We start from the raw sequence: 18,328 nt of genomic DNA, 5'->3' as shown, positions 1-18,328 counted from the left end.
GGCCCGGGCCGTCCAGCCCGGGCCACGTAGCGCCGGCTACTCTTCCACAACCTCAACTTCTTCGTATTCCTCGTTGTCCTCGCCCTCGTGAATGGCCTCGGGCGGAACCGCGCCCTGCTCCCCCGGCGCGGGTTGCGCAGGTGCAGGTGCCGGCGTAGGCGTGGGTGAGGGCCTCGCGGGCGCTTGCGTGGCCGGTGCCGGGCGGCGCATCGGGGTGGTGGGCTGCGGGAAGGGTACAGCCGGCTGATTAGCCAAAGCTGCGTTCATATAGTCGGAGAACATCTTGGCGGGGAACAGGCCGCCGTATACTTCCGAATGGTACTCACCCTTAATAACTGAGTCGAACATGGAAATATTGCCTTCCATGTGCCCCTGCCAGGTCACGGTAGCGAGCTGCGGGGTATAGCCCATGAACCACGCATGCCAGTCCTTATCGGAGGTACCTGTTTTCCCAGCAGCCTGGCGCCCGCGTAGCATCGCATTCTCACCGGTTGCTCCGGGTTCCACCACATGTTGGAGAACCGCATTCGTTTTGCGTGCCGTTTCCTTAGAAATGGCCTGTTGGCACTGCGGTTTACGCTCGGAAATAACGGTGCCGTCATGTTCTTCGATGGAGGTATAGGACATCGGATCGCAGCGAATACCATCATTGGCGAGGGTGGCTCCCGCCGTCGCCATAGAGAGCGGTGTCACGTTGTTCGTACCCAGAATCATCGGGGGAACAATATCGAAAGGCTCATGATCCCCGCGTTCCACACCCATGGCCTGGGCCTTATTCGCGATCTGGCACAGATCTAGCTTCTGGGCCATATGCGCGAAAGTACCGTTGGTGGACATACGGGTACCTTCCAGCACCGTACGCGGGCGGTTAGACTGCCCCAAATTACCCACTGGCCAGGCCGGCCCCGCAAGATTCGTACACGAGGCCTGGAAGGAACTTTGCGGCAGCAAGCCTTCGCTACTATCCACCACGTCATAGGCACTACGCCCGGAATCCAGCCATTCCACCAGGGTGAAAATCTTGAAGGTTGACCCGGACTGGAAACCGGCCCCGCCCCCCATATCCTGCGGCGCCGTCACATTCACCTGCGTCATCCGGGTATCCGTTTCATTCGGGACCCCGAAGCGGGTATTTTGCACCATCGACACAATATGCCCACTCCCCGGCTCCACGGAGACCAGCGCGGCATCAATTCCGGACTCATCATCCACGGGCTGGTGCGTCACCACCGAGTCATATGCCTGCTGCTGGCGCGCCGAATCCAGGGTGGTGCGGATAACTTTGCCACCTCGGTACAGCTGGCGGGTACGCTCGGCACGGGTGGCTCCCAGCGCTTTGTCATTGAGCAAATCCTTGACCACGTACTCGCAGAAGTAGGCGCTGATACCCGCCGAACCACACCCGGCCACCTGTTCCGATACATGCATATACGACTCAATCGGAGTGGCCTGAGCTTCCTTCATTTCCGCTTCGGTAATGAAACCGGAACGGTACATTTCGCCCAGCACCACATTGCGACGCTCGGTATTAGCTTCCGGATGGCGCACCGGATCCCACTGGGCCGGGTTCTGCGTAATTCCGGCCATCGTGGCCGCTTCCACCACCGTCAAATCCTTCGCGGATTTGGAGAAGTAGCGCTGCGCAGCAGTTTCTACCCCGTACTGCGAGGGGCCGAATTGGGCAAGATTGAGATAGCCGGTGAGGATCTCATCTTTCGTCATCGTTTTTTCGACGGCGATCGCGTAACGAGCTTCGTTGATCTTACGCGCAATGGTCTGTTCGGTAGCCCGCTTGATTTTCTCATTATCATCAGCGATACGCCCCTCTTCCAGAAGCGCATTTTTCACGTACTGCTGGGTGATGGACGAACCGCCCGAGAGCCCGCCCGAGGTGAGATTCGAGACCAGCGCGCTGACGGTGCCCTGCACGTCAATACCGTGATGCTCGTAAAAACGCCGGTCCTCAATGGCCACGACGGCGTTTTTCATATGCTGCGAGATCTGATCAGAGCGCACGTTAATCCGGTTCTCGATATAGAACCGGGCCAGCACCGATCCGTCTTTAGCCAGCAGCACCGTCTGTTCCGAAGGTTCAGTAAAGCCTAAGTCCTCCGGCACGTCGTCGAAAATACCGGTGACCGCATTGGCCGTGGTCCCCATAGTCATCACGAAAGGCAGCGCAATCCCCGCCATGAGGGCGCCCCCGCCGCACAAGGCGAGGAGCAGCGCCAGTACGAACGTTCCGATTTGCCGTCCGGTCGCTTGTTTTTTCGGGCTAGAACTCGACATACCCATAAGAATACTGACCCGGCGCAGCGAAAGAAACGAGACATACGCTTCCTCCCCGGGGTTCCCCACGGTTCTCCGGGCACGCCCGTACGTTCGCTCACCCCCTCGAGCACCCTCCACCACCACTCCACAAAGCGGACAAACGTAGCGCACGTCATAAAACGCTAATATTATGATCGTAAAACAGTAAAGAACTGCACCATAAGCCGTCACGCCGGAGTGAGGGGGATAGATGACCACAACACTAGCCCTATACCCGCATTGGGCAGATGCCGCCGCCTGCGCCGCTATCGATCCCGATTCACTTTTTGTGCGAGGAGCAGCCCAACGCCAGGCGCGCTCGATTTGTTTTCGCTGCCCGGTGCGCCTGCACTGCCTAGCCGATTCACTGGATGCAGAAATGATGTTCGGGGTATGGGGTGGGATGACGGAACGCGAACGCCGCGCCCTGCTGCGCCACCACCCGGAAGAACGCAATTGGCGCCGCCGCATTTTTGAAGGGCGCGATCCCCTAGCCCGTTCCCTGCGCGAGGGCGAAGGCTAAGCACGCCCCGGGAGCGCTGCGCCCGCGGGCAGCTGGTGCGGCGTCGTTCCACCGCAAGCACCGCAACTTCGCGCAGCCGTGCCCTTCGAGATAACCTATTATCACGCGCGGCATTCCGCGCACTCACACTCAACGATTCCGTGAGAGGCCTACGCATGGACACCATCAGCACCCGTCTAACCCAGCTGGGTATCGCCCTTCCTCCGGTTGCCGCTCCCGTTGCAGCCTATATCCCCGCCAAGCGGCACGGGGATACGGTGCGCACTTCCGGGCAGCTACCGTTCGTGGACGGCCAGCTGCCGGCCACCGGAAAACTCGGCGCGGAAATCACCGCGGAGGACGGCTATTCCTACGCGCGTATCGCCGGTATTAACGCCCTCGCGGCGGCCGCGGAGGTTGCGGGCGGCATCGATCGCATCCGCGGTATTTCGCACGTCACCGTATTCGTGGCTTCCGCCCCGAACTTCACCGCGCAACCCCAGGTCGCCAACGGCGCCAGCGAACTTTTCGGGGAGATTTTTGGCGGCGACGGCGCCCATACGCGCTCCGCCGTCGGCGTGAGTGTGCTCCCGCTGGACGCCCCCGTCGAAGTCGAAATCGAAGTGCTGCTGCACTAACGGCGCGCTACGGTTCGTGCGCGGGGCCCGGCACGGCGACATCGCGCTAGGCCACGAGTTCCCGGCGCGGCTGCGCCTCCAGGAATTCGCGCACCTCAGCGCTGGGGATCTCCCGCGCGTAACTGCCGCCCGCGAAAGTTTCCATCGCGCCGATACCGCGTTGGAATACGAAGCGGATAGCCCCGCCCAGTGATTTCTTATCGTGGCCCATAGCGCGCATAATATCCGCCACGCTCACCCCGGAGGGTAGCTCGGTAGGCAGGCCGATGGCACGGAGCAAGGTATCCACCCGTTCGGCATCGCGCGCGGTGAGGTAGCCGTAGCGTAACCCGAGCCGGCACTGGAGATTCAGTCCAATGGCCACACATTCCCCGTGCGGGAGGGCGTAATCCAGCGCGGCCTCCAGGGCCCGCCCAATGGTGTGACCGAGGTTGAGGGCCATGCGGCGGTTTCCTTCGTGCACATCTGATTGCACCACCTCCACCTTGATTTCCGCATTGCGACGGGCGATATAGCTGCTGAGCTCGGAATCGCCCACCATCTCCCGCACACCCCGACCGTGCCGCACGAAGTGGTCTTCCAGAATCTCGAAGAAATCACGGTCAGCCAGGCAAGCGTGCTTGACGGTCTCGCCCATGCCGTCGCGCAGTTGCGCATCGGTGAGAGTCGCCCAGCGCGCCACATCAATAAGAACGGCACGAGGCTGGTGGAAAGCCCCGATGAGATTGGTGGCAGCCGGGGTATCCACCGCGGTTTTACCCCCGATAGCAGCATCCGCCGCGCCCACAAGCGTCGTCGTCATGGTGATATACGGAACCCCGCGCGTGAAAGTTGCGGCCACGAAACCGGCGAGATCGGAAACCACTCCGCCGCCCAGGGCCACCACTACGGTGTCGCGGTTGAAGCCGGCGGCGAGCATGGCATCTTCCAGCTGTTCTTTGGTGGCGCGGGTTTTGTTTTCTTCTCCGGCCGGGAAAACGAAGATCCGCGGGGCGCGAGGCGCGGGCTGAGACTGCGCGGCGCGGGTGAGGACATCCATGACCTGCGCGCCAATAAGGTCATTGACGGTGCTATCGGTAATAACCGCCACCCGGGAGCGGCTCAGCCCAGCCGCATCCAGCACCCCGGGGAGTTCACCGGCAAGATCGGTGCCGATAAGCAGCGGGTAGGACTCGTCAACGGTGCGAGTCAATTCAACATTGAGGCGGGTAACCATGTGATCCTCCTGGGAAGTAAAACTAGTGCGAACGCGGGGTGGCCCGAAGTTAGGCATGCCGGGAGTGCTGGGCTACCCACCAGTGCATAGCGATGGCCGCGGCCGCGGCGACGTTGAGGGAACGGGTGGAGCCATCCTGGGTGATTTCCACCGCGCCGTCGCAACGCTCGAGTAAATCGGGGGAAATTCCGGCGGATTCCTGCCCGAAAACCAGGAGGCAATTATCCGGAAGCTCGGATTGTTCCAGGGGCACCGCGCCTTCCTGGTTATCGATGGCGATGAGCTGATACTCGTGCTCGCGGGCCCATTCTTCCAGGTCAGCCGGGGTGGGATGGTAATACATCGTCAGGTAGCGGTCGGTAACAAGCGCCCCGCGCTTATTCCACTTGTGCCGCCCCACGATATGCACGCCACCCATATTAAAAGCATTGGCGCTGCGCACAATTGACCCAATATTGAGATCGTGCTGGAGATTCTCAATAGCAATATGGGCGCTCACGGCACGGGTTGCCATATCAGCCTTGATCGCTTCCACGCTCCAATAGCGATATTTGTCGACGACGTTACGGTGGTCGCCTTCCGCCAACAGCTGCGGGTCCAAACGGGGATCTTCCGGCCAGGGCTGCGGGTGTGGCCCCACCCCAACCGTGCGTTTTTCACCGTAGGGCGAGCCGCCCGGTTCGGGAATGCGGTGCGCGGGCAGCTCAGCACCCTCACCGGAGGCAGTTGCCGCAGGGACGTTGAGCGAATCGCAAGACTGGGAAGAATCTGTCACTCCCCTAGTCTACCGGCGAGCACGCCCCGAACACGGCGCACGGCCTTATTCACGGTCACCTCTGGAGGAGCCGCGTGTTTCGCTGGCGCCGTCGGCCTTGTACAGTGGTACACGTAAGCGCAATAAACGATTCGCCACCCCAGGCCCGGGTGCGGGAAACCCCAAGAAGTGGAGCAGCGATGACGAAGATGTGGAAACCTCTCGCGGTGGTAGCCGCCGGTGCCCTGATCCTGAGCGGGTGCGCGAATAATGCGCTGGTCACCCCGGAAGCTAAGCCCGGCCCGTTGATGAGCGAAGGGCACGGCCAGGGCGGCTCGGGCGGCGCTCCTCTCTTTGACGAAAGCATCTCGAAAACCGGGCAATTCACGCCGGTGGCTGATAACGCTCAGGCCCGTGAGATTATTAAGCGCGCCATCGCCAAACAGGATGAGGTTATTGCGAAAAGCTCGCAGGATTTCTTCGGCACCTCCCTGGGGCTTGATATGTCCATGGAGATTTCCGCGGACGTGCCCGGCACCGGCCCCGGGGTTGCCACGATCGATATTGATATCGATGTGGATTCCGGCACCCGCCTCATGGCCATGCAGATGGATATTGACGCCTCCGGGATTCCCGGGGCGGAAGCGGAAGGTATGCCCAGTAAGATATCCACCGCGATCTGGATCGGGGAAAGCCCGAAGCCGGATACCGTCACGGTGTATACCAATATGGCCGGCATCTGGAGTAAAACCGAGGAAAGCATGGCCGATATCATGGATTCCGGGGATGCTCCCACCTCGCCCGGCTCCTACCGCGGGGAAGATATTTTCCCGGATATTGATAGCACCCAAGTCTTTGAGGACGCGGAGAACTACCTTATTGTTGGCCCGCTCTCCGGTGCGATGGCGCAGGAAATGCAGGGGGCATCCCCCGGTTTGGAACTGGACGATTCCGCGAACCTGCAGGTGCGCATCGATAAGAAAACGTACGAGGTGCGGGGAATGGCCATCGTGGCTCCGGCCTACTTCCAGGGCCTACCCACCGAAACGCGGGTGCGCTGGGATTACCGCCAGGCCAAGCCTCTCCAGCTACCAGATGAAGCCCGCAAGGCTCCCGCTGGCAGCGGTAGTTTCTAATCCTGGGCGCGCCCGGCAGCTTGTCACAAGCCGCCGGGCCGCTTGCTTTTTTGCCGGGTAGTTTTTTGCTACGTAGCCGGGTGGTTTTTGCTACGTAGCCGGGTGGTTTTTGCTACGTAGCCGGGTGGTTTTTGCTACGTAGCCGGGTGGTTTTTGCTACGGTGCCGGTCCGTTTTAGTTGCGCCCAGAAAGCCCCGGCCCGGCGAATTTCCGCACCAGGGAACGCGGTGCGATACGCAGCGCCGCGGCAGCCGCCTTGTAAAGCAGGGTGGGCGTAACAAGCACCCGCCCGCGCCGGCATGCCTCCAGCGCGGCATTCACCACCGCTTCGGGCTGGGCGAAAAGCAGATCGGCCCACTGGCTAGCATCCACCGCAGCCCGTTCGTGAAATTCGGTGCGGATAAGCCCTGGGGTCACGCAGGTGACCGATACCCCGGCCGGCGCCAGTTCCGCGGCCAGCCCCTCGGAAAAAGTACGCACCCAGGCTTTATGCGCCGAATAGGTACCCTGCGCGGTACCGGCCGTCATCGAGGAGACGTTGATAATTCCCCCGTAACCGCGGCGCGAAAATTCCCGCGCCGCCGCGTGACATGTGATGAGAACCGCGCGGACCATGACGTCGAGCGCTTCTTCTTCCCGTTCCCATTCGCCGGTAGAAAATTCCTGCCCCAGCCCAAAGCCCGCGTTATTGACGAGCAAACCGATGGGACGCGAATGCTGCGCTACCCGGCGCGCAACCGCACGTGCGTCGTCGTGCCGCGACAGATCTGCCGCGAGGACCTCCACCTGCACCCCGGCAACCTGGCGCAAGTCATGCGCAATAGCCTCCAAACGCGCCCGGTTACGCGCCACGAGCACGAGGTCATTTCCTTCGGCCGCGAGCTGCCACGCAAATTCCAGCCCGAGGCCGGCGCTGGCGCCGGTAATAAGAGCACTTCCCATAACCGCTATGGTAACGTGCCCGCGGCTCCCTACACTGGTGTTATGCGTATTGCCACCTGGAATATTAATTCTGTGCGCGCCCGCGCCGAACGCGCCCGCGCCGTCCTGGAACGCTGGGACCTGGACGCCCTCCTTCTACAAGAAACGAAATGCACGCCCGCGCAGTTCCCGCGCGAAATTTTTGAAGCCGCCGGGTATGAGGTCGCCTGCACCGGCCTCAACCAATGGAACGGAGTCGCGATTCTTTCCCGCGTGGGGATCGCGAACGTGCAGGTGGGCTTCCCCGGGCAGCCCGGTTTTTCTAAGGTCGACGACGACGGCGCCCTCCTCAGCGCGCCCACCGTGGAGGCGCGTGCCCTGGGAGCGCGCCTGGGTACCGGGCCGGACGCGGTCACGGTGTGGAGCCTGTATATTCCCAATGGGCGGGCTTACGGGGATCCGCATTTCCACTACAAGCTGGAGTTCCTCGAGGCACTGCGGGCCGCGGTGAGCGCGCGGCTGGGCGAGGAACCTGACTATCCGCTGCTGCTGGCGGGGGATTGGAATGTAGCTCCGCGCGATACTGACGTCTGGGATATTGATTATTTTCGGAACGACGTAGGCATGTATGTAACCGCGGAGGAACGCGGGGCGCTGGCCGCACTGCTGGAGGCCGGGGTGGAGGATATTACCCGCGCGGCCGAGGGAGCGGATTACACCTTCTGGGATTACCAGCGGCTGCGCTTCCCGAAGAATCACGGGATGCGGATCGATTTCGGTTTCGCTTCCCCGGCGCTCGCGGCCCGGCATACCCACTCCATCATTGATCGAGAGGAACGGAAGGGCAAAGGCGCTTCCGATCACGTCCCGGTCATTATGGAGTTCGCGGACTAGGCATCCTGGCTGGGGTGGACTGGCCGGCTATCCCAGCTGGGTACCTCAGCCAGGTATCTCAGCTACGCGGCGCGGGTGTGCTGGGCGCGGCGGGCGCGGATGCGCAGGTGTGCTGGGCGCGGATGCGCAGGTGCAAGATGCGCGCGCAGCCCAGCCCCGTGGCCGAGGCAATCATGGCGTAGAGGAAGGCGCGGGTGTAATCGCCGTCGTACATAGCACCTATCTGAGCGCCGAGCCGCGGGGCGAAAATAGCGGCCACCGAAAACCCGGTGAAGGCGAGCGCGTAATTAATGCCTTGCCAGCGCGGCCCAAAGCGATCCATCACGCAGGCGGGCATGATCGCGATGGTGCCACCGTAGCTCAGGCCGAGCGCGAGCAGGCCGCCCGCCAGGAACATCCCGCTGGCCAGGTTGCCGGCACCGCTCGCGGCGCCGAACGTACCCGCTCCCCCGAATACGTCGTGTCCACCCACGATGAGGAGCAGCAAGCCGAAAGCGTCGCAGCAAAAAGTGACTTCGAGGGTGCGGGCATGGCCGAGGCGGTCGGCAAGCCAGCCGAAGCAGAAACGCCCCGCGGTTCCGGCGCAGGCGTAGAGGGAGACGAAAAGCGCGGCGTTGGCCGCGGAGAAGTGGAACATTTTTGCCGCGATGGGAGCCGCATTGGAGACAATCATGAGCCCCGAGAAGGCCCCGGCGATGAAGATGGCGAAAATGAGCCAGAAATCAGGGGTCGCGAGCATTTGGCCGGTGGTGAGGGACGCGCGAGTGGTGAGGGACGCGCGGGTGGTGAGCGAAGCGCGGGCGCGGCCCTCGGGCGCCGGACGTGATTCGGTGGCGGGCGTCGATTCGGTGGCGGGCGCCGGACGTACTTCGGTGGCGGGCGCGGCGGGCGCGGCTACACCCTCCACCGGGGCGGCGCGATAATTTAAGGCCACGACGAGCGCGATCACCGCGTAAAGGCTCGCAAAGACCAGTAAGGTGGTGCGCAAGTCGCTGGAATCGAGAAGTCGCTGGGCCAGGGGCGCCATAACGATGCCAGAGGCACCGTTCACACAGGAAATAATGCCGGAAATAAGCCCGCGCCGGCCCGGGAAGAAACGTAGGGTATTGGAGAGCGCGGAGGTGAGCACCAGGCCCATTCCAATGCCACCGATGAGTCCGTAGCCGAGCACGAAGTGGACCGGGGAACTCGCGCAGGCTGCGCTGGCCCAGCCGATGGCCGCGCAGAGCGCGCCGATTGTTGCCGTCCACACCGCGCGGCCCCGGTCAATAAAGTACCCGCCTAGCAGCATGGGCAATGGGGCGAGGGCATTCGTGAGAGTGTAGGCACCCATCGCCGCGCTCAGCCCGTATAGCTGAGCGGCCGGGAGTTGGAAAATTGAGAAAACGTATGAACACCCGGTGATAAAGGTGAGCAGGCAGGCACAGACGAGCACCCGCCAAGGATGAACCTGACGCATGATTTCTCCGTCGTTACACGAAACCGCCAGCCGCGGCACGGCCAGCGGGTAACGCGGAGGCGGCGAGCCGGCGCACCGGGCGCCGGGCGTCGGCACGAAGCCGCATACCGGGCACGGGCATATGACCCGCACGTCGGGCATAAGCACTCCACCCGCGTTACCTACGGTAGCGTAACTTAGGGGTGGGGTGCAGACCTTGCTATCTCATTATTCGACCATCGGTACCCGTGTGCGAGCTTGCGTTTGACAGCAAGCAACGGGTGAGAAGTATCCACAGAATCGCCAAACGTCGCCCTTGTCCACAGGGCGGTAAAAAGCTCTTTTTTGTGTCCCTATGCCATGCGAGAATGGCGGAGAAGGACGGGGAAAACCACCCGGAACTATGCAATTGAAGGAGCAAAGTCATGAGTTTTGTTAGGGGACGCAAGTTGTTTCCAGACCTTACTTTTACATCGCTTGAAGATGTTCTCAAGCGCAAAGAGGAAATTTTGCGTGAGGTCAGGATGACCCGCGAAGAATTCGACCAGCGCGCTGATAACTACCAGCTCGGACCCGACGAGTCTGACGCTTATTTCGAGATGGTAGGTCTGGATCGTTTCGAGGAGTATTACCGTGGTGAACGAACACTTGGATGAGCATGCCGATAAATTTGCGGCACATCTACAGCTGATTGGGAAGTTGATTGACCCTGAATTTTCACTATCCACGCAGAAGGTTACAAAAGGAGATCTTCCGCTAAAAAGACTGTCGGGGCGCATTTGCGTTGATCGTCTCCTTTTTATCCGTTTCGATTACGAGGTTTTCCTGGATTCCGAAACTGGATCTCTCACTGTTAATGAATCAACGTTCTCGGTCACCCGGGGAGCAAAAAACAGCGAGCCTTTGGCGCGTTGGGACTATATTCGCTCACCACGCTCGAATATTCCCTGCGCGCATATCCAGGTACATGCCCATCGTGACGAATGGACACATGCTTTGCTCCTGGGCGGTCACCATTCCCGTCGCTCTCGCCGGCACATCAAGAACGAAGCCCGCACTCCCCGTATTGCCGATGTCCATTTCCCGGTGGGCGGGCACAGATTCCGGCCCTGCCTGGAAGAAATCATCCTTTTTGTTATTGACGAGTTCGGGGCCCAATGCACACCCGAAGCCCGCGCAACACTCGAGCAAGGCATGCGGGAGTGGGAGGAGATCCAGCTGAAAGCCGTTGTGCGCGATAACCGTGCCAATGTGCTCCAAGCCCTCGAAGCATAACCACCCGAGAAAAATTGGGGGCCGATAGCGGAAACCAGGCGGCACGTATGGGAATGGCACGTAGAAGACCTCATACGGCCAGAGGGGCCCGTGCACAAAGCTGTATGCACGGACCCCTCTCAGTAAAATAGGCCGCCCGCATAAGAAGCAGCTAGAGCAGCTCCGCCACTTCCGCGATGGAAGGATGCACGTAATCCGGGCGGTAGGGGAAGTTCACGATTTCCTCCTGGGCCGTCGAGCCGGAGAGCACCAGGTGGGTTTGCAGCCCGGCTTCCATGCCCGCGAGGATATCGGTATCCATCCGGTCCCCTACCAGCGCGGTTTCTTCGGAATGTGCGTCAATAAGATTGAGGCCCTTGCGCAGCATCACCGGATTCGGCTTGCCCACGTAATAGGGCTGGCGGCCGGTGGCGGCGGTAATCATGGCGGCCACCGCCCCGGTTGCCGGAATCGGCCCCAGATCGGAAGGACCCGTCACATCCGGGTTGGTGGCAATGAACCGGGCACCCTTATTAATGAGGCGGATCGCGGTGGTAAGCGCTTCAATGGAATAGGTTCGGGTTTCCCCAAGGACCACCACTTCCGGATTGACGTTCGTCATCACGAAACCGACGTTGTACATCGAAGTGGTGAGGCCGGCTTCTCCCACCACGTAGGCACGCTTATTTTCGACCTGATCCGCAAGGAAATTCGCGGTTGCTGCCGCCGAAGTCCAAATATGATCTTCCGGGACGATCAGTCCGGCAGCTTCCAAACGCGCGGAAAGATCACGCCGGGTAAAAATCGAATTATTGGTGAGAACGAGATAGGGGTACTCTTTTTCGTTGAGTTTATTGAGAAAATCCGCGGCACCCGGAAGCGCCTTTTCTTCGTGGATGAGCACACCATCCATATCGGTGAGCCAGTTCTTAATCACTCGTGTCATACCGCCATGATATCGAGTTTCGCAGGTCCCGAAACATGCCGAGGGCCCCGGGCCGGCCGCTCAAGCTCGCGCCTGGCGCAAATATCGATATACGGTGGGCTCGGAAAGATTCATCGCGAGCGCCAGGTCGGTTACCGCACCGCGCAGCTGGAAGAATCCATCCTCGTCGAGCGAACGCACCACTTCCAGGCGTTCGGCTTGGGTGAGGTGGTCCACCGATACGTGATAGCGCGAAAGCACCGACTCCATGGCAGCCGTTTTCATATCAGCAACGGAGGATGCCAAAATTTCCGGCTTTTCCTCCGTCGCCTCCTTGCGCCGTTCGGGATTGGGGAAATACAAGGCCGAAATTTTTTTGACAGTTTCGTCCAGTTGCCGCAGCACGGTTTGGTCAGAATTAAGGCAGAGCATCCCAATGATGCGGCCCCGTCGTCGTATAAAAAATGTGGACGAACGCAAGGTGCGCGCGCGACCCGGCGTAATCGCTTCGTAACCGGTGAGGTAATCGGCCGTGGTTCCTTCGCCGGCACGCAGCACCCGCAACATGAGATCGGTGGCCGGGGAGCCCACAGTACGCTGGGTGACATGCGAGTTGGCGATGGCGATAACCGAATGGTCGAGGTCGCTCACATCGTGGAGCACAACCTCGGTGCTCTCCCCCAGCGCCACCCCGAGGAATTCGACCAGCGGCTTGAAAGAGGCCACATATTCGCTATCTTCCCGGGATATCGCTTTGCCGGAGGTCACCTCGCGGGAGATTACCTCGCGGGAGATTACCTCGTCGGATATCGCTTCGTATTCCGCCGACTCCATGGCACCGGCTCCTTCCTCCGTACGGCCCCATTACTGTATCTTCTGACAAAATATCTTAAATGACGGGCATAGTGCGGGGGTGCGCACTACAGTGAGTGGCACCCCCGATTTTTTACCCCGCTTTACAGGGTTTCTTCGCCCTTGGCGATGTAGGAATCCATCTCCTTATCCGGAACCATATTGCCGCCGGTAATCCACGTGAGGTGCGTGGCACCCGCGAGCTTCTCCGGGGTGAGCCCCGCCCGCTCCAGGTATTCGCTCGCGGCGAGCACGTGGAAGGGGCCCTCGAAGGAGGTCGAGGAGGAAGGCTCGATGCGCAGGCCCTCGGTGTGGGCCAGGAGCGCCACGTTTTCGTACATGGTCTGGTCCTCAACGGTGTAGTAGCCGTCGATGAGGTACTGCATGCGCGAACCCACGAAAGCCGAGGGACGCCCGCAGGCCAGGCCGTCCGCGGCAGTGAGGTTATCAATACCGAAATCTTGCACCGCGATCTCGTCATGCTTGCCGGTCATAACGCCGAGGAACATCGAGGGCGAATGGGTCGGCTCAGCGAAGATGCAGTGGACGTTGTCGCCGAAAACGGTTTTGAGGCCGAAAGCAACGCCGCCCGGGCCACCACCCACCCCGCAGGGGAGGTAGGCGATGAGCGGATGCTCGGCATCCACCGTGACATCCAGGGACTGGAATTGGCCTTGCAGGCGGCGCGCGGCCACCGCGTAACCGAGGAAGAGCGAGGGGGAATTCTCATCGTCCACGAAGTAGGCGGTGGGATCCGATTCGGCTTCCTTGCGGCCCTGCGCCACCGCAACCGAGTAATCCGATTCGTATTCCACCACGTTCACGCCGTGGGAGCGGAGCTTATCCTTCTTCCACTGGCGAGCATCGGCGGACATATGCACCGAAGCCTGGAAACCTAGCTGGGCGGACATAATCCCGATGGATAACCCCAGGTTGCCGGTGGAACCCACCGCCACCTTGTATTGGGAGAAGAACTTTCGCGCTTCTTCGGTATCCAGCTTGCGGTAGTCATCCTCAAGGGTGATGAGGCCGGCTTCCAGCGCGAGTTCTTCGGCGTGCTTGAGTACTTCGTAAACCCCGCCGCGGGCCTTGATCGATCCGGAAATGGGCAGGTGGGAATCAAGTTTCGCCCACAGCTGGCCCGGGATCTCCACTCCCTTTCGTTCGGCGAGCTGAGCCTGCATGGTAGGAACCGCCACCAGCGGGGATTCCAGGATGCCAGCCGTGGGGCGGGCGGCAGGGAAAACCTGCTTGAGGTAGGGGGCCCAGCGCTTGAGGCGCGCTGCGGCGTCGTCCACATCAGCCACGGTGAGGCCGACCTTTGCCAGACCTTCCGCGGCCGGCAGCACCTCCGGATTGAACCAGTCCGCGACCTTGAGATCCACGAGGTCCTGAATAAGCGGGTAGTCCTCCACCCATTGCTCGAGAGTTTTTCCAGCGATAGTTGTCATGACTGAGTCCTTTCTCAGATTAGTTAGTAGATAAGTGCGAGGCGCCACTTCTACGCCATCTCAGCGCAAACCGCAGCCCTACTCCACGCGGCCTTTAGATGACGAGATGAAGCAGCATGGTCATGCACAGGGCCACCACCGAGGCAATAGTGGTACCCACGGTGAGGGTCTTGAGCGCATCCCCCACCGAGATGCCCATGTATTCCTTGTACAGCCAGAAGAGCGAATCGGTTACGTGGGTGAGACCGATGGCGCCGGCGCCCACGGCGATAGCCATAAGCGCGGGACTGAGATCCGGGGATGCTTGCAGCATCGGCAGCACAATACCGGCCGCGGAAATCATGGCGACGGTGGCGCTACCTACCGCGAAGTGCAGCACGATAGCGATGAGCCAGGCGAGGATAAGCGGGCTGACCGGCAAGCTTCCCATGGCGCCCGCGATGGCCTTGTCCATACCAGAGGCCATCAGCACCGCGTTGAAGGCACCGCCCGCACCGATAATGAGGAGCACCCCACCGATGGGCGCGAAAGAAGAATCGGTCACCGACGACAGATCCGAAAGCGACTTGCCCCGCGAAATCCCCAGCGAGAAGTACGCGAAAATCACCGAAATGAGGAGCGCCAAAATCGGGTTACCTACGAGGTCCACGAATTGGCGCACGCCGTTTTCCTCCGGAAGGGTCTGATCCGCAACGGTGCGGCACACCATAATAATGAGGGGCAGCAGAATCGTGAGGAGAGTAATCCCGAAACCGGGCAAGGTGCGCTCCGCTGCATCATCTTTGAGGATGGTTTCGCCCGCAGCAAGCGCGTCACTATGTGCCTCGCTCGGTTCGTGGCCCGGTTTTTCTGCGGCGACGACGCCGCTTACCTGGCCGGCGCGCGCAGCAACGTGAGCACGTTCAAGCTGACGCAGCCCAATTCCGGTGTAAAGCGGGCCGCCGATAAGAGCGGCCGGGATCCCCACAATAAGACCGAGCATAATAACCATGCCGATATCTGCGCCGAGGGTGCCCGCGATAGCGGTAGCGGCGGGGTGCGGGGGCAGGATGCAGTGGACCACCATGAGGGAGATAGCCAGCGGCACTCCTACCCGGATCTTCGAGCACCCCACTTCCTTGGCCACCACGAAAACGAGGGGAACCAGGAGCACGAAGCCCACTTCCACGAAGACCGGAATACCGGCAATCAAGCCGAGGAATGACATAACAATCGGGGCGCGTTTCTCACCGAAAACCCGAAGCATCCCCTTGGCGAGACGTTCGGCTCCGCCGGATACTTCCAGCATTTTCCCGAGAATTGCGCCGAAGCCAATAATAAGAACAAGGAATCCGAGGGTTCCGCCCACGCCTTGTTCGAGTACATCGCCCACTTCCGCGGGCTTCACGCCCGTGACCAGCGCGACAGTAATCGCCGCGATGGTCAGGGCGATCGAGCCGTGTAATTTCAAGCCGACGATGAGCACAACAACGAGCACAATCGCGGCGATGAGGACTGCGATCAGCCCTCCGGTTCCTAGGGTCATCATAACCTCCCGTTAGCGCCACATCAGTGTGGCCTATTCCCAGCCTACACACACGAAGATACTTTTGTCATCATGATAAGTTTATTATCACGCTGTGGCGCAGCTTGCACCAGCCCGAAGTTTTCCGCGGGCATGGCACACTTGAACCATGCCTGTGGATAACCGCCTCGCTTCGGATTCTTTTTCGTTCCCGCACGCGCTCGGAGTTGTCGACGCTACCGGGCGCTGCACTTTTTCTTATGGGAATACGCGGGAAATATATCCCTACATGTCGGTAACGAAGCTGCTGGTGGCCTGGGCGACCCTTATTGCGGTGGAGCGCGGCCTGGCGGATTTTGACGATCCGGCGGGCCCTCCCGGTGCCACGGTTGTCCATCTTCTCGCACATGCTTCCGGTTTGCCGGAGGAGGAAGGGCCGGTACGAGCAGGCGTAGAGGAGAAACGCATTTATTCGAATTACGGTTTTGAGGTGCTCGGTGATTATTTGGAGCATCAGACCGGGATGTCGATTCAAAATTGGGTGCGTCGTGTTGTTATTGAGCCGCTGCGCCTAAGCTCGGTCGCGGTGGAGGCGAGCCCTGCTTATTCGGCGGTGGGGAATCTGCGTGACTTGGCGCGTTTTTCCGGGGAGTTGCTGCGGCCGCGTCTTATTTCTCCGAAGTTAGCACGCTACGCCCGCGCCGTGCATTTTGATGGATTGCCCGGCTTGCTGCCCGGCTACGGGTGGCAGCGCAATAATACCTGGGGTTTGGGCATGGAGATCCGCGGGGAGAAACATCCCCACTGGACAGGCCCGTCGTTTTCGCCGCGCACCTTCGGCCATTTCGGTCAATCAGGTTCGTTCCTATGGGTAGATCCGGAGCTCGGCAAGGCCGGGGTATTCCTGGGCGCTCAAGCTTTCGGGCGCGAACACCGAAAGTTCTGGCCGGCACTAACCGAGGAGATGCGCGGCCTATAAAAATAGCGCCCGCGGCAGGTGCTCCTACCACGGGCGCTATTTCTAAGGGACTCGCTCAGAGAGCTACGATTTTATTCTTCACCTTCGCCGTTCGGGGAAACGAGAATCTTAACCGCGGTTTCGTTGCGGTTGATGAGGGTATCGAAGCCCTTGTCTACGAGGTCTTCCAGGTTGATCTTGCCGGTGATGAACGGGGAGACGTCGATCTTACCCGAGGCAACCAGTTCAATTGTTTGCGGGTGGGTGTTCACGTAGGCGATGACGCCGCGCACATCCAGTTCCTTCATGACCACGGAGTGCATATCAATATTCGGCTGGTGTCCCCAGATGGACATATTGACGAGCACGCCGCGCGGCCCGAGCGCCGCGATGAGCTGGTTGAGTACCACGTCCACCGAGGTGCATTCGAAGGCAACATTGGCACCTACACCACCGGTGAGCTTCTTGGTTTCCTCCACGATATCGACTTCGCGGGGATCCCAGGCGTAGTCGACCACGCCGGCATCGACGGCGCGCTGGCGGCGCAGTTCGGAGAGTTCCGACACCGCGACCGTAAGCCCCTTGGCCTTGAGGACCGCACAGCAGAGCACACCGATGGGACCGGCACCGCCCACCAGGGCGAAGTTGCCTTCCTTGACGTCGCCGCGATCCACGCCGTGCACGGCCACGGAAAGCGGCTCGATGAGCGCGGCTTGGTCGAGCGGGATGTTATTCGGGATTTTGTGAACCCAGCGCCGCTTGACGACGATGTTTTCGGCAAGCCCACCACCGCGGCCGCCCAGGCCGATGAAGTTCATATCGGGGGACAGGTGGTAGGTGGTCGATTCCGGGCCGGTGTCCACGCTATCGCGGATAATATACGGTTCGACGACGACGTGGTCGCCAGCTGCAAGGTCCGTCACGCCTTCGCCTACTTCGGCGACGACGCCGGACATTTCGTGCCCGAGGGTAACCGGTACTTCCTCACCGGAAATCGGATGAGGATGGCCTTCCGCGGGACAGAAGATGGGGCCGTCGAGATATTCGTGAAGGTCGGTTCCACAGATACCGCACCAAGCAACCTTGACCCGCACAGTGCCGGGCTCTAGCGGCTGCTCTTCGATATCTTCGATGCGAATGTCGTGATTACCGTAGTAACGCGCTGCTTTCATATCTCCTCCATTGGGTAGACCGTGCGCGGTTGCGCGCCTTTTAGTTTACTCTACGACGACGCATTTTTGAGGTCCAGGCCACTTTTTCGCTTGACGCTGGATTGGAGGCACGCCCTTGCTTTTGAGCTGAAACGAATGACCCTACTAACCACGGCCCCCAGCAAGTACACCACTCCCGCATCTATCACAAGGTGCGGCCGAGAGCTATGGGCCCGAAGCAATAGTGAGCTCGGCCCGGGGTTAAATGTGTGTGGGGTGTTACCCAACCGAGTAACACCCCACACACAATAAGAAACATGGCGGCAGCAACCTACTCTCCCACACCCCACCGAGTGCAGTACCATCAGCGCAAACAACCTTAGCTACCGGGTTCGAAAAGGATACCGGGCGTAACCTTGCCGCT

General features: G+C 60.6%; 17 protein-coding genes and 1 rRNA gene. 7 read left to right on the top strand and 11 right to left on the bottom strand.

The window, feature by feature from the left end; translation table 11 throughout:
* Positions 1–36: 36 nt before the first annotated feature.
* Positions 37–2,289, bottom strand: coding sequence for a transglycosylase domain-containing protein (locus tag PWJ82_RS08595; RefSeq protein WP_274734477.1), 2,253 nt, complete (start codon positions 2,287–2,289; stop codon positions 37–39).
* Between the two features lie 232 nt (positions 2,290–2,521).
* On the opposite strand from PWJ82_RS08595, the gene PWJ82_RS08590 reads away from it, so the two are divergent.
* A complete protein-coding gene (locus PWJ82_RS08590; RefSeq protein ID WP_126135740.1) occupies positions 2,522–2,833 on the top strand; it encodes a WhiB family transcriptional regulator in 312 nt (103 codons plus the stop codon).
* Positions 2,834–2,988: 155 nt separating this feature from the next.
* Positions 2,989–3,450, top strand: a complete 462-nt coding sequence (locus tag PWJ82_RS08585; RefSeq protein ID WP_274736217.1) for a RidA family protein — start codon at positions 2,989–2,991, stop codon at positions 3,448–3,450.
* 46 nt (positions 3,451–3,496) lie between these two features.
* Here the strand turns inward: PWJ82_RS08585 and aroB are convergent, their stop codons facing one another.
* On the bottom strand, positions 3,497–4,666 hold the full coding sequence (gene aroB / locus PWJ82_RS08580) for a 3-dehydroquinate synthase (protein ID WP_274736215.1): 1,170 nt from the start codon (positions 4,664–4,666) through the stop codon (positions 3,497–3,499).
* A 49-nt stretch (positions 4,667–4,715) separates the two neighbouring features.
* Positions 4,716–5,441, bottom strand: coding sequence for a TrmH family RNA methyltransferase (locus PWJ82_RS08575; RefSeq protein WP_375712916.1), 726 nt, complete (start codon positions 5,439–5,441; stop codon positions 4,716–4,718).
* Between the two features lie 179 nt (positions 5,442–5,620).
* Here PWJ82_RS08575 and PWJ82_RS08570 point away from each other — a divergent pair, with 179 nt between their 5' ends.
* Complete coding sequence (locus tag PWJ82_RS08570; RefSeq protein ID WP_274734481.1) at positions 5,621–6,556, top strand: hypothetical protein; 936 nt, start codon at positions 5,621–5,623, stop codon at positions 6,554–6,556.
* A 174-nt stretch (positions 6,557–6,730) separates the two neighbouring features.
* Here PWJ82_RS08570 and PWJ82_RS08565 read toward each other — a convergent pair whose 3' ends face one another.
* Entirely contained in the window at positions 6,731–7,498 is a 768-nt protein-coding gene (locus tag PWJ82_RS08565; RefSeq protein WP_274734482.1) for an SDR family NAD(P)-dependent oxidoreductase, read from the bottom strand.
* A 42-nt stretch (positions 7,499–7,540) separates the two neighbouring features.
* Between PWJ82_RS08565 and PWJ82_RS08560 the strand changes: the two genes are divergently transcribed.
* On the top strand, positions 7,541–8,371 hold the full coding sequence (locus tag PWJ82_RS08560) for an exodeoxyribonuclease III (RefSeq protein ID WP_274734483.1): 831 nt from the start codon (positions 7,541–7,543) through the stop codon (positions 8,369–8,371).
* Positions 8,372–8,429: 58 nt separating this feature from the next.
* On the opposite strand, the gene PWJ82_RS08555 is transcribed toward PWJ82_RS08560, so the two are convergent.
* Complete coding sequence (locus PWJ82_RS08555) at positions 8,430–9,830, bottom strand: MFS transporter (protein ID WP_274734484.1); 1,401 nt, start codon at positions 9,828–9,830, stop codon at positions 8,430–8,432.
* A 404-nt stretch (positions 9,831–10,234) separates the two neighbouring features.
* Between PWJ82_RS08555 and PWJ82_RS08550 the strand changes: the two genes are divergently transcribed.
* A complete protein-coding gene (locus PWJ82_RS08550; RefSeq protein ID WP_274734485.1) occupies positions 10,235–10,465 on the top strand; it encodes a hypothetical protein in 231 nt (76 codons plus the stop codon).
* Positions 10,443–11,084 (top strand): hypothetical protein, encoded by a 642-nt coding sequence (locus tag PWJ82_RS08545; RefSeq protein WP_274736214.1) that lies wholly within the window; start codon positions 10,443–10,445, stop codon positions 11,082–11,084. Before PWJ82_RS08550 ends, PWJ82_RS08545 begins: the two co-directional genes overlap by 23 nt.
* 151 nt (positions 11,085–11,235) lie before the next feature.
* On the opposite strand, the gene PWJ82_RS08540 is transcribed toward PWJ82_RS08545, so the two are convergent.
* The 4 genes from PWJ82_RS08540 to PWJ82_RS08525 form a co-directional block, all read right to left on the bottom strand.
* Positions 11,236–12,009, bottom strand: a complete 774-nt coding sequence (locus tag PWJ82_RS08540; protein WP_026429073.1) for an HAD-IIA family hydrolase — start codon at positions 12,007–12,009, stop codon at positions 11,236–11,238.
* A gap of 60 nt (positions 12,010–12,069) precedes the next feature.
* The gene (locus PWJ82_RS08535) at positions 12,070–12,822 is read right to left on the bottom strand and encodes a helix-turn-helix transcriptional regulator (protein ID WP_274734489.1); all 753 of its coding nucleotides are present in this window, start codon (positions 12,820–12,822) and stop codon (positions 12,070–12,072) included.
* A gap of 122 nt (positions 12,823–12,944) precedes the next feature.
* Positions 12,945–14,291, bottom strand: coding sequence for a D-serine ammonia-lyase (locus PWJ82_RS08530; protein WP_274734491.1), 1,347 nt, complete (start codon positions 14,289–14,291; stop codon positions 12,945–12,947).
* A gap of 94 nt (positions 14,292–14,385) precedes the next feature.
* The gene (locus PWJ82_RS08525) at positions 14,386–15,816 is read right to left on the bottom strand and encodes a gluconate:H+ symporter (RefSeq protein ID WP_274734492.1); all 1,431 of its coding nucleotides are present in this window, start codon (positions 15,814–15,816) and stop codon (positions 14,386–14,388) included.
* A gap of 148 nt (positions 15,817–15,964) precedes the next feature.
* On the opposite strand from PWJ82_RS08525, the gene PWJ82_RS08520 reads away from it, so the two are divergent.
* Positions 15,965–16,774 (top strand): serine hydrolase domain-containing protein, encoded by an 810-nt coding sequence (locus tag PWJ82_RS08520; RefSeq protein WP_274736212.1) that lies wholly within the window; start codon positions 15,965–15,967, stop codon positions 16,772–16,774.
* Between the two features lie 71 nt (positions 16,775–16,845).
* Here the strand turns inward: PWJ82_RS08520 and PWJ82_RS08515 are convergent, their stop codons facing one another.
* Both PWJ82_RS08515 and rrf read right to left on the bottom strand, forming a co-directional pair.
* Positions 16,846–17,925, bottom strand: a complete 1,080-nt coding sequence (locus tag PWJ82_RS08515) for a 2,3-butanediol dehydrogenase (RefSeq protein WP_274734495.1) — start codon at positions 17,923–17,925, stop codon at positions 16,846–16,848.
* Between the two features lie 297 nt (positions 17,926–18,222).
* Positions 18,223–18,328, bottom strand: a 5S ribosomal RNA gene (rrf, locus tag PWJ82_RS08510); the annotation flags it as partial.

This window comes from Actinotignum schaalii (genome assembly GCF_028864145.1).
GTDB classification, from domain to species: Bacteria; Actinomycetota; Actinomycetes; order Actinomycetales; family Actinomycetaceae; genus Actinotignum; species Actinotignum schaalii_B.
This window is presented reverse-complemented; position numbering and strand designations above follow the sequence as displayed.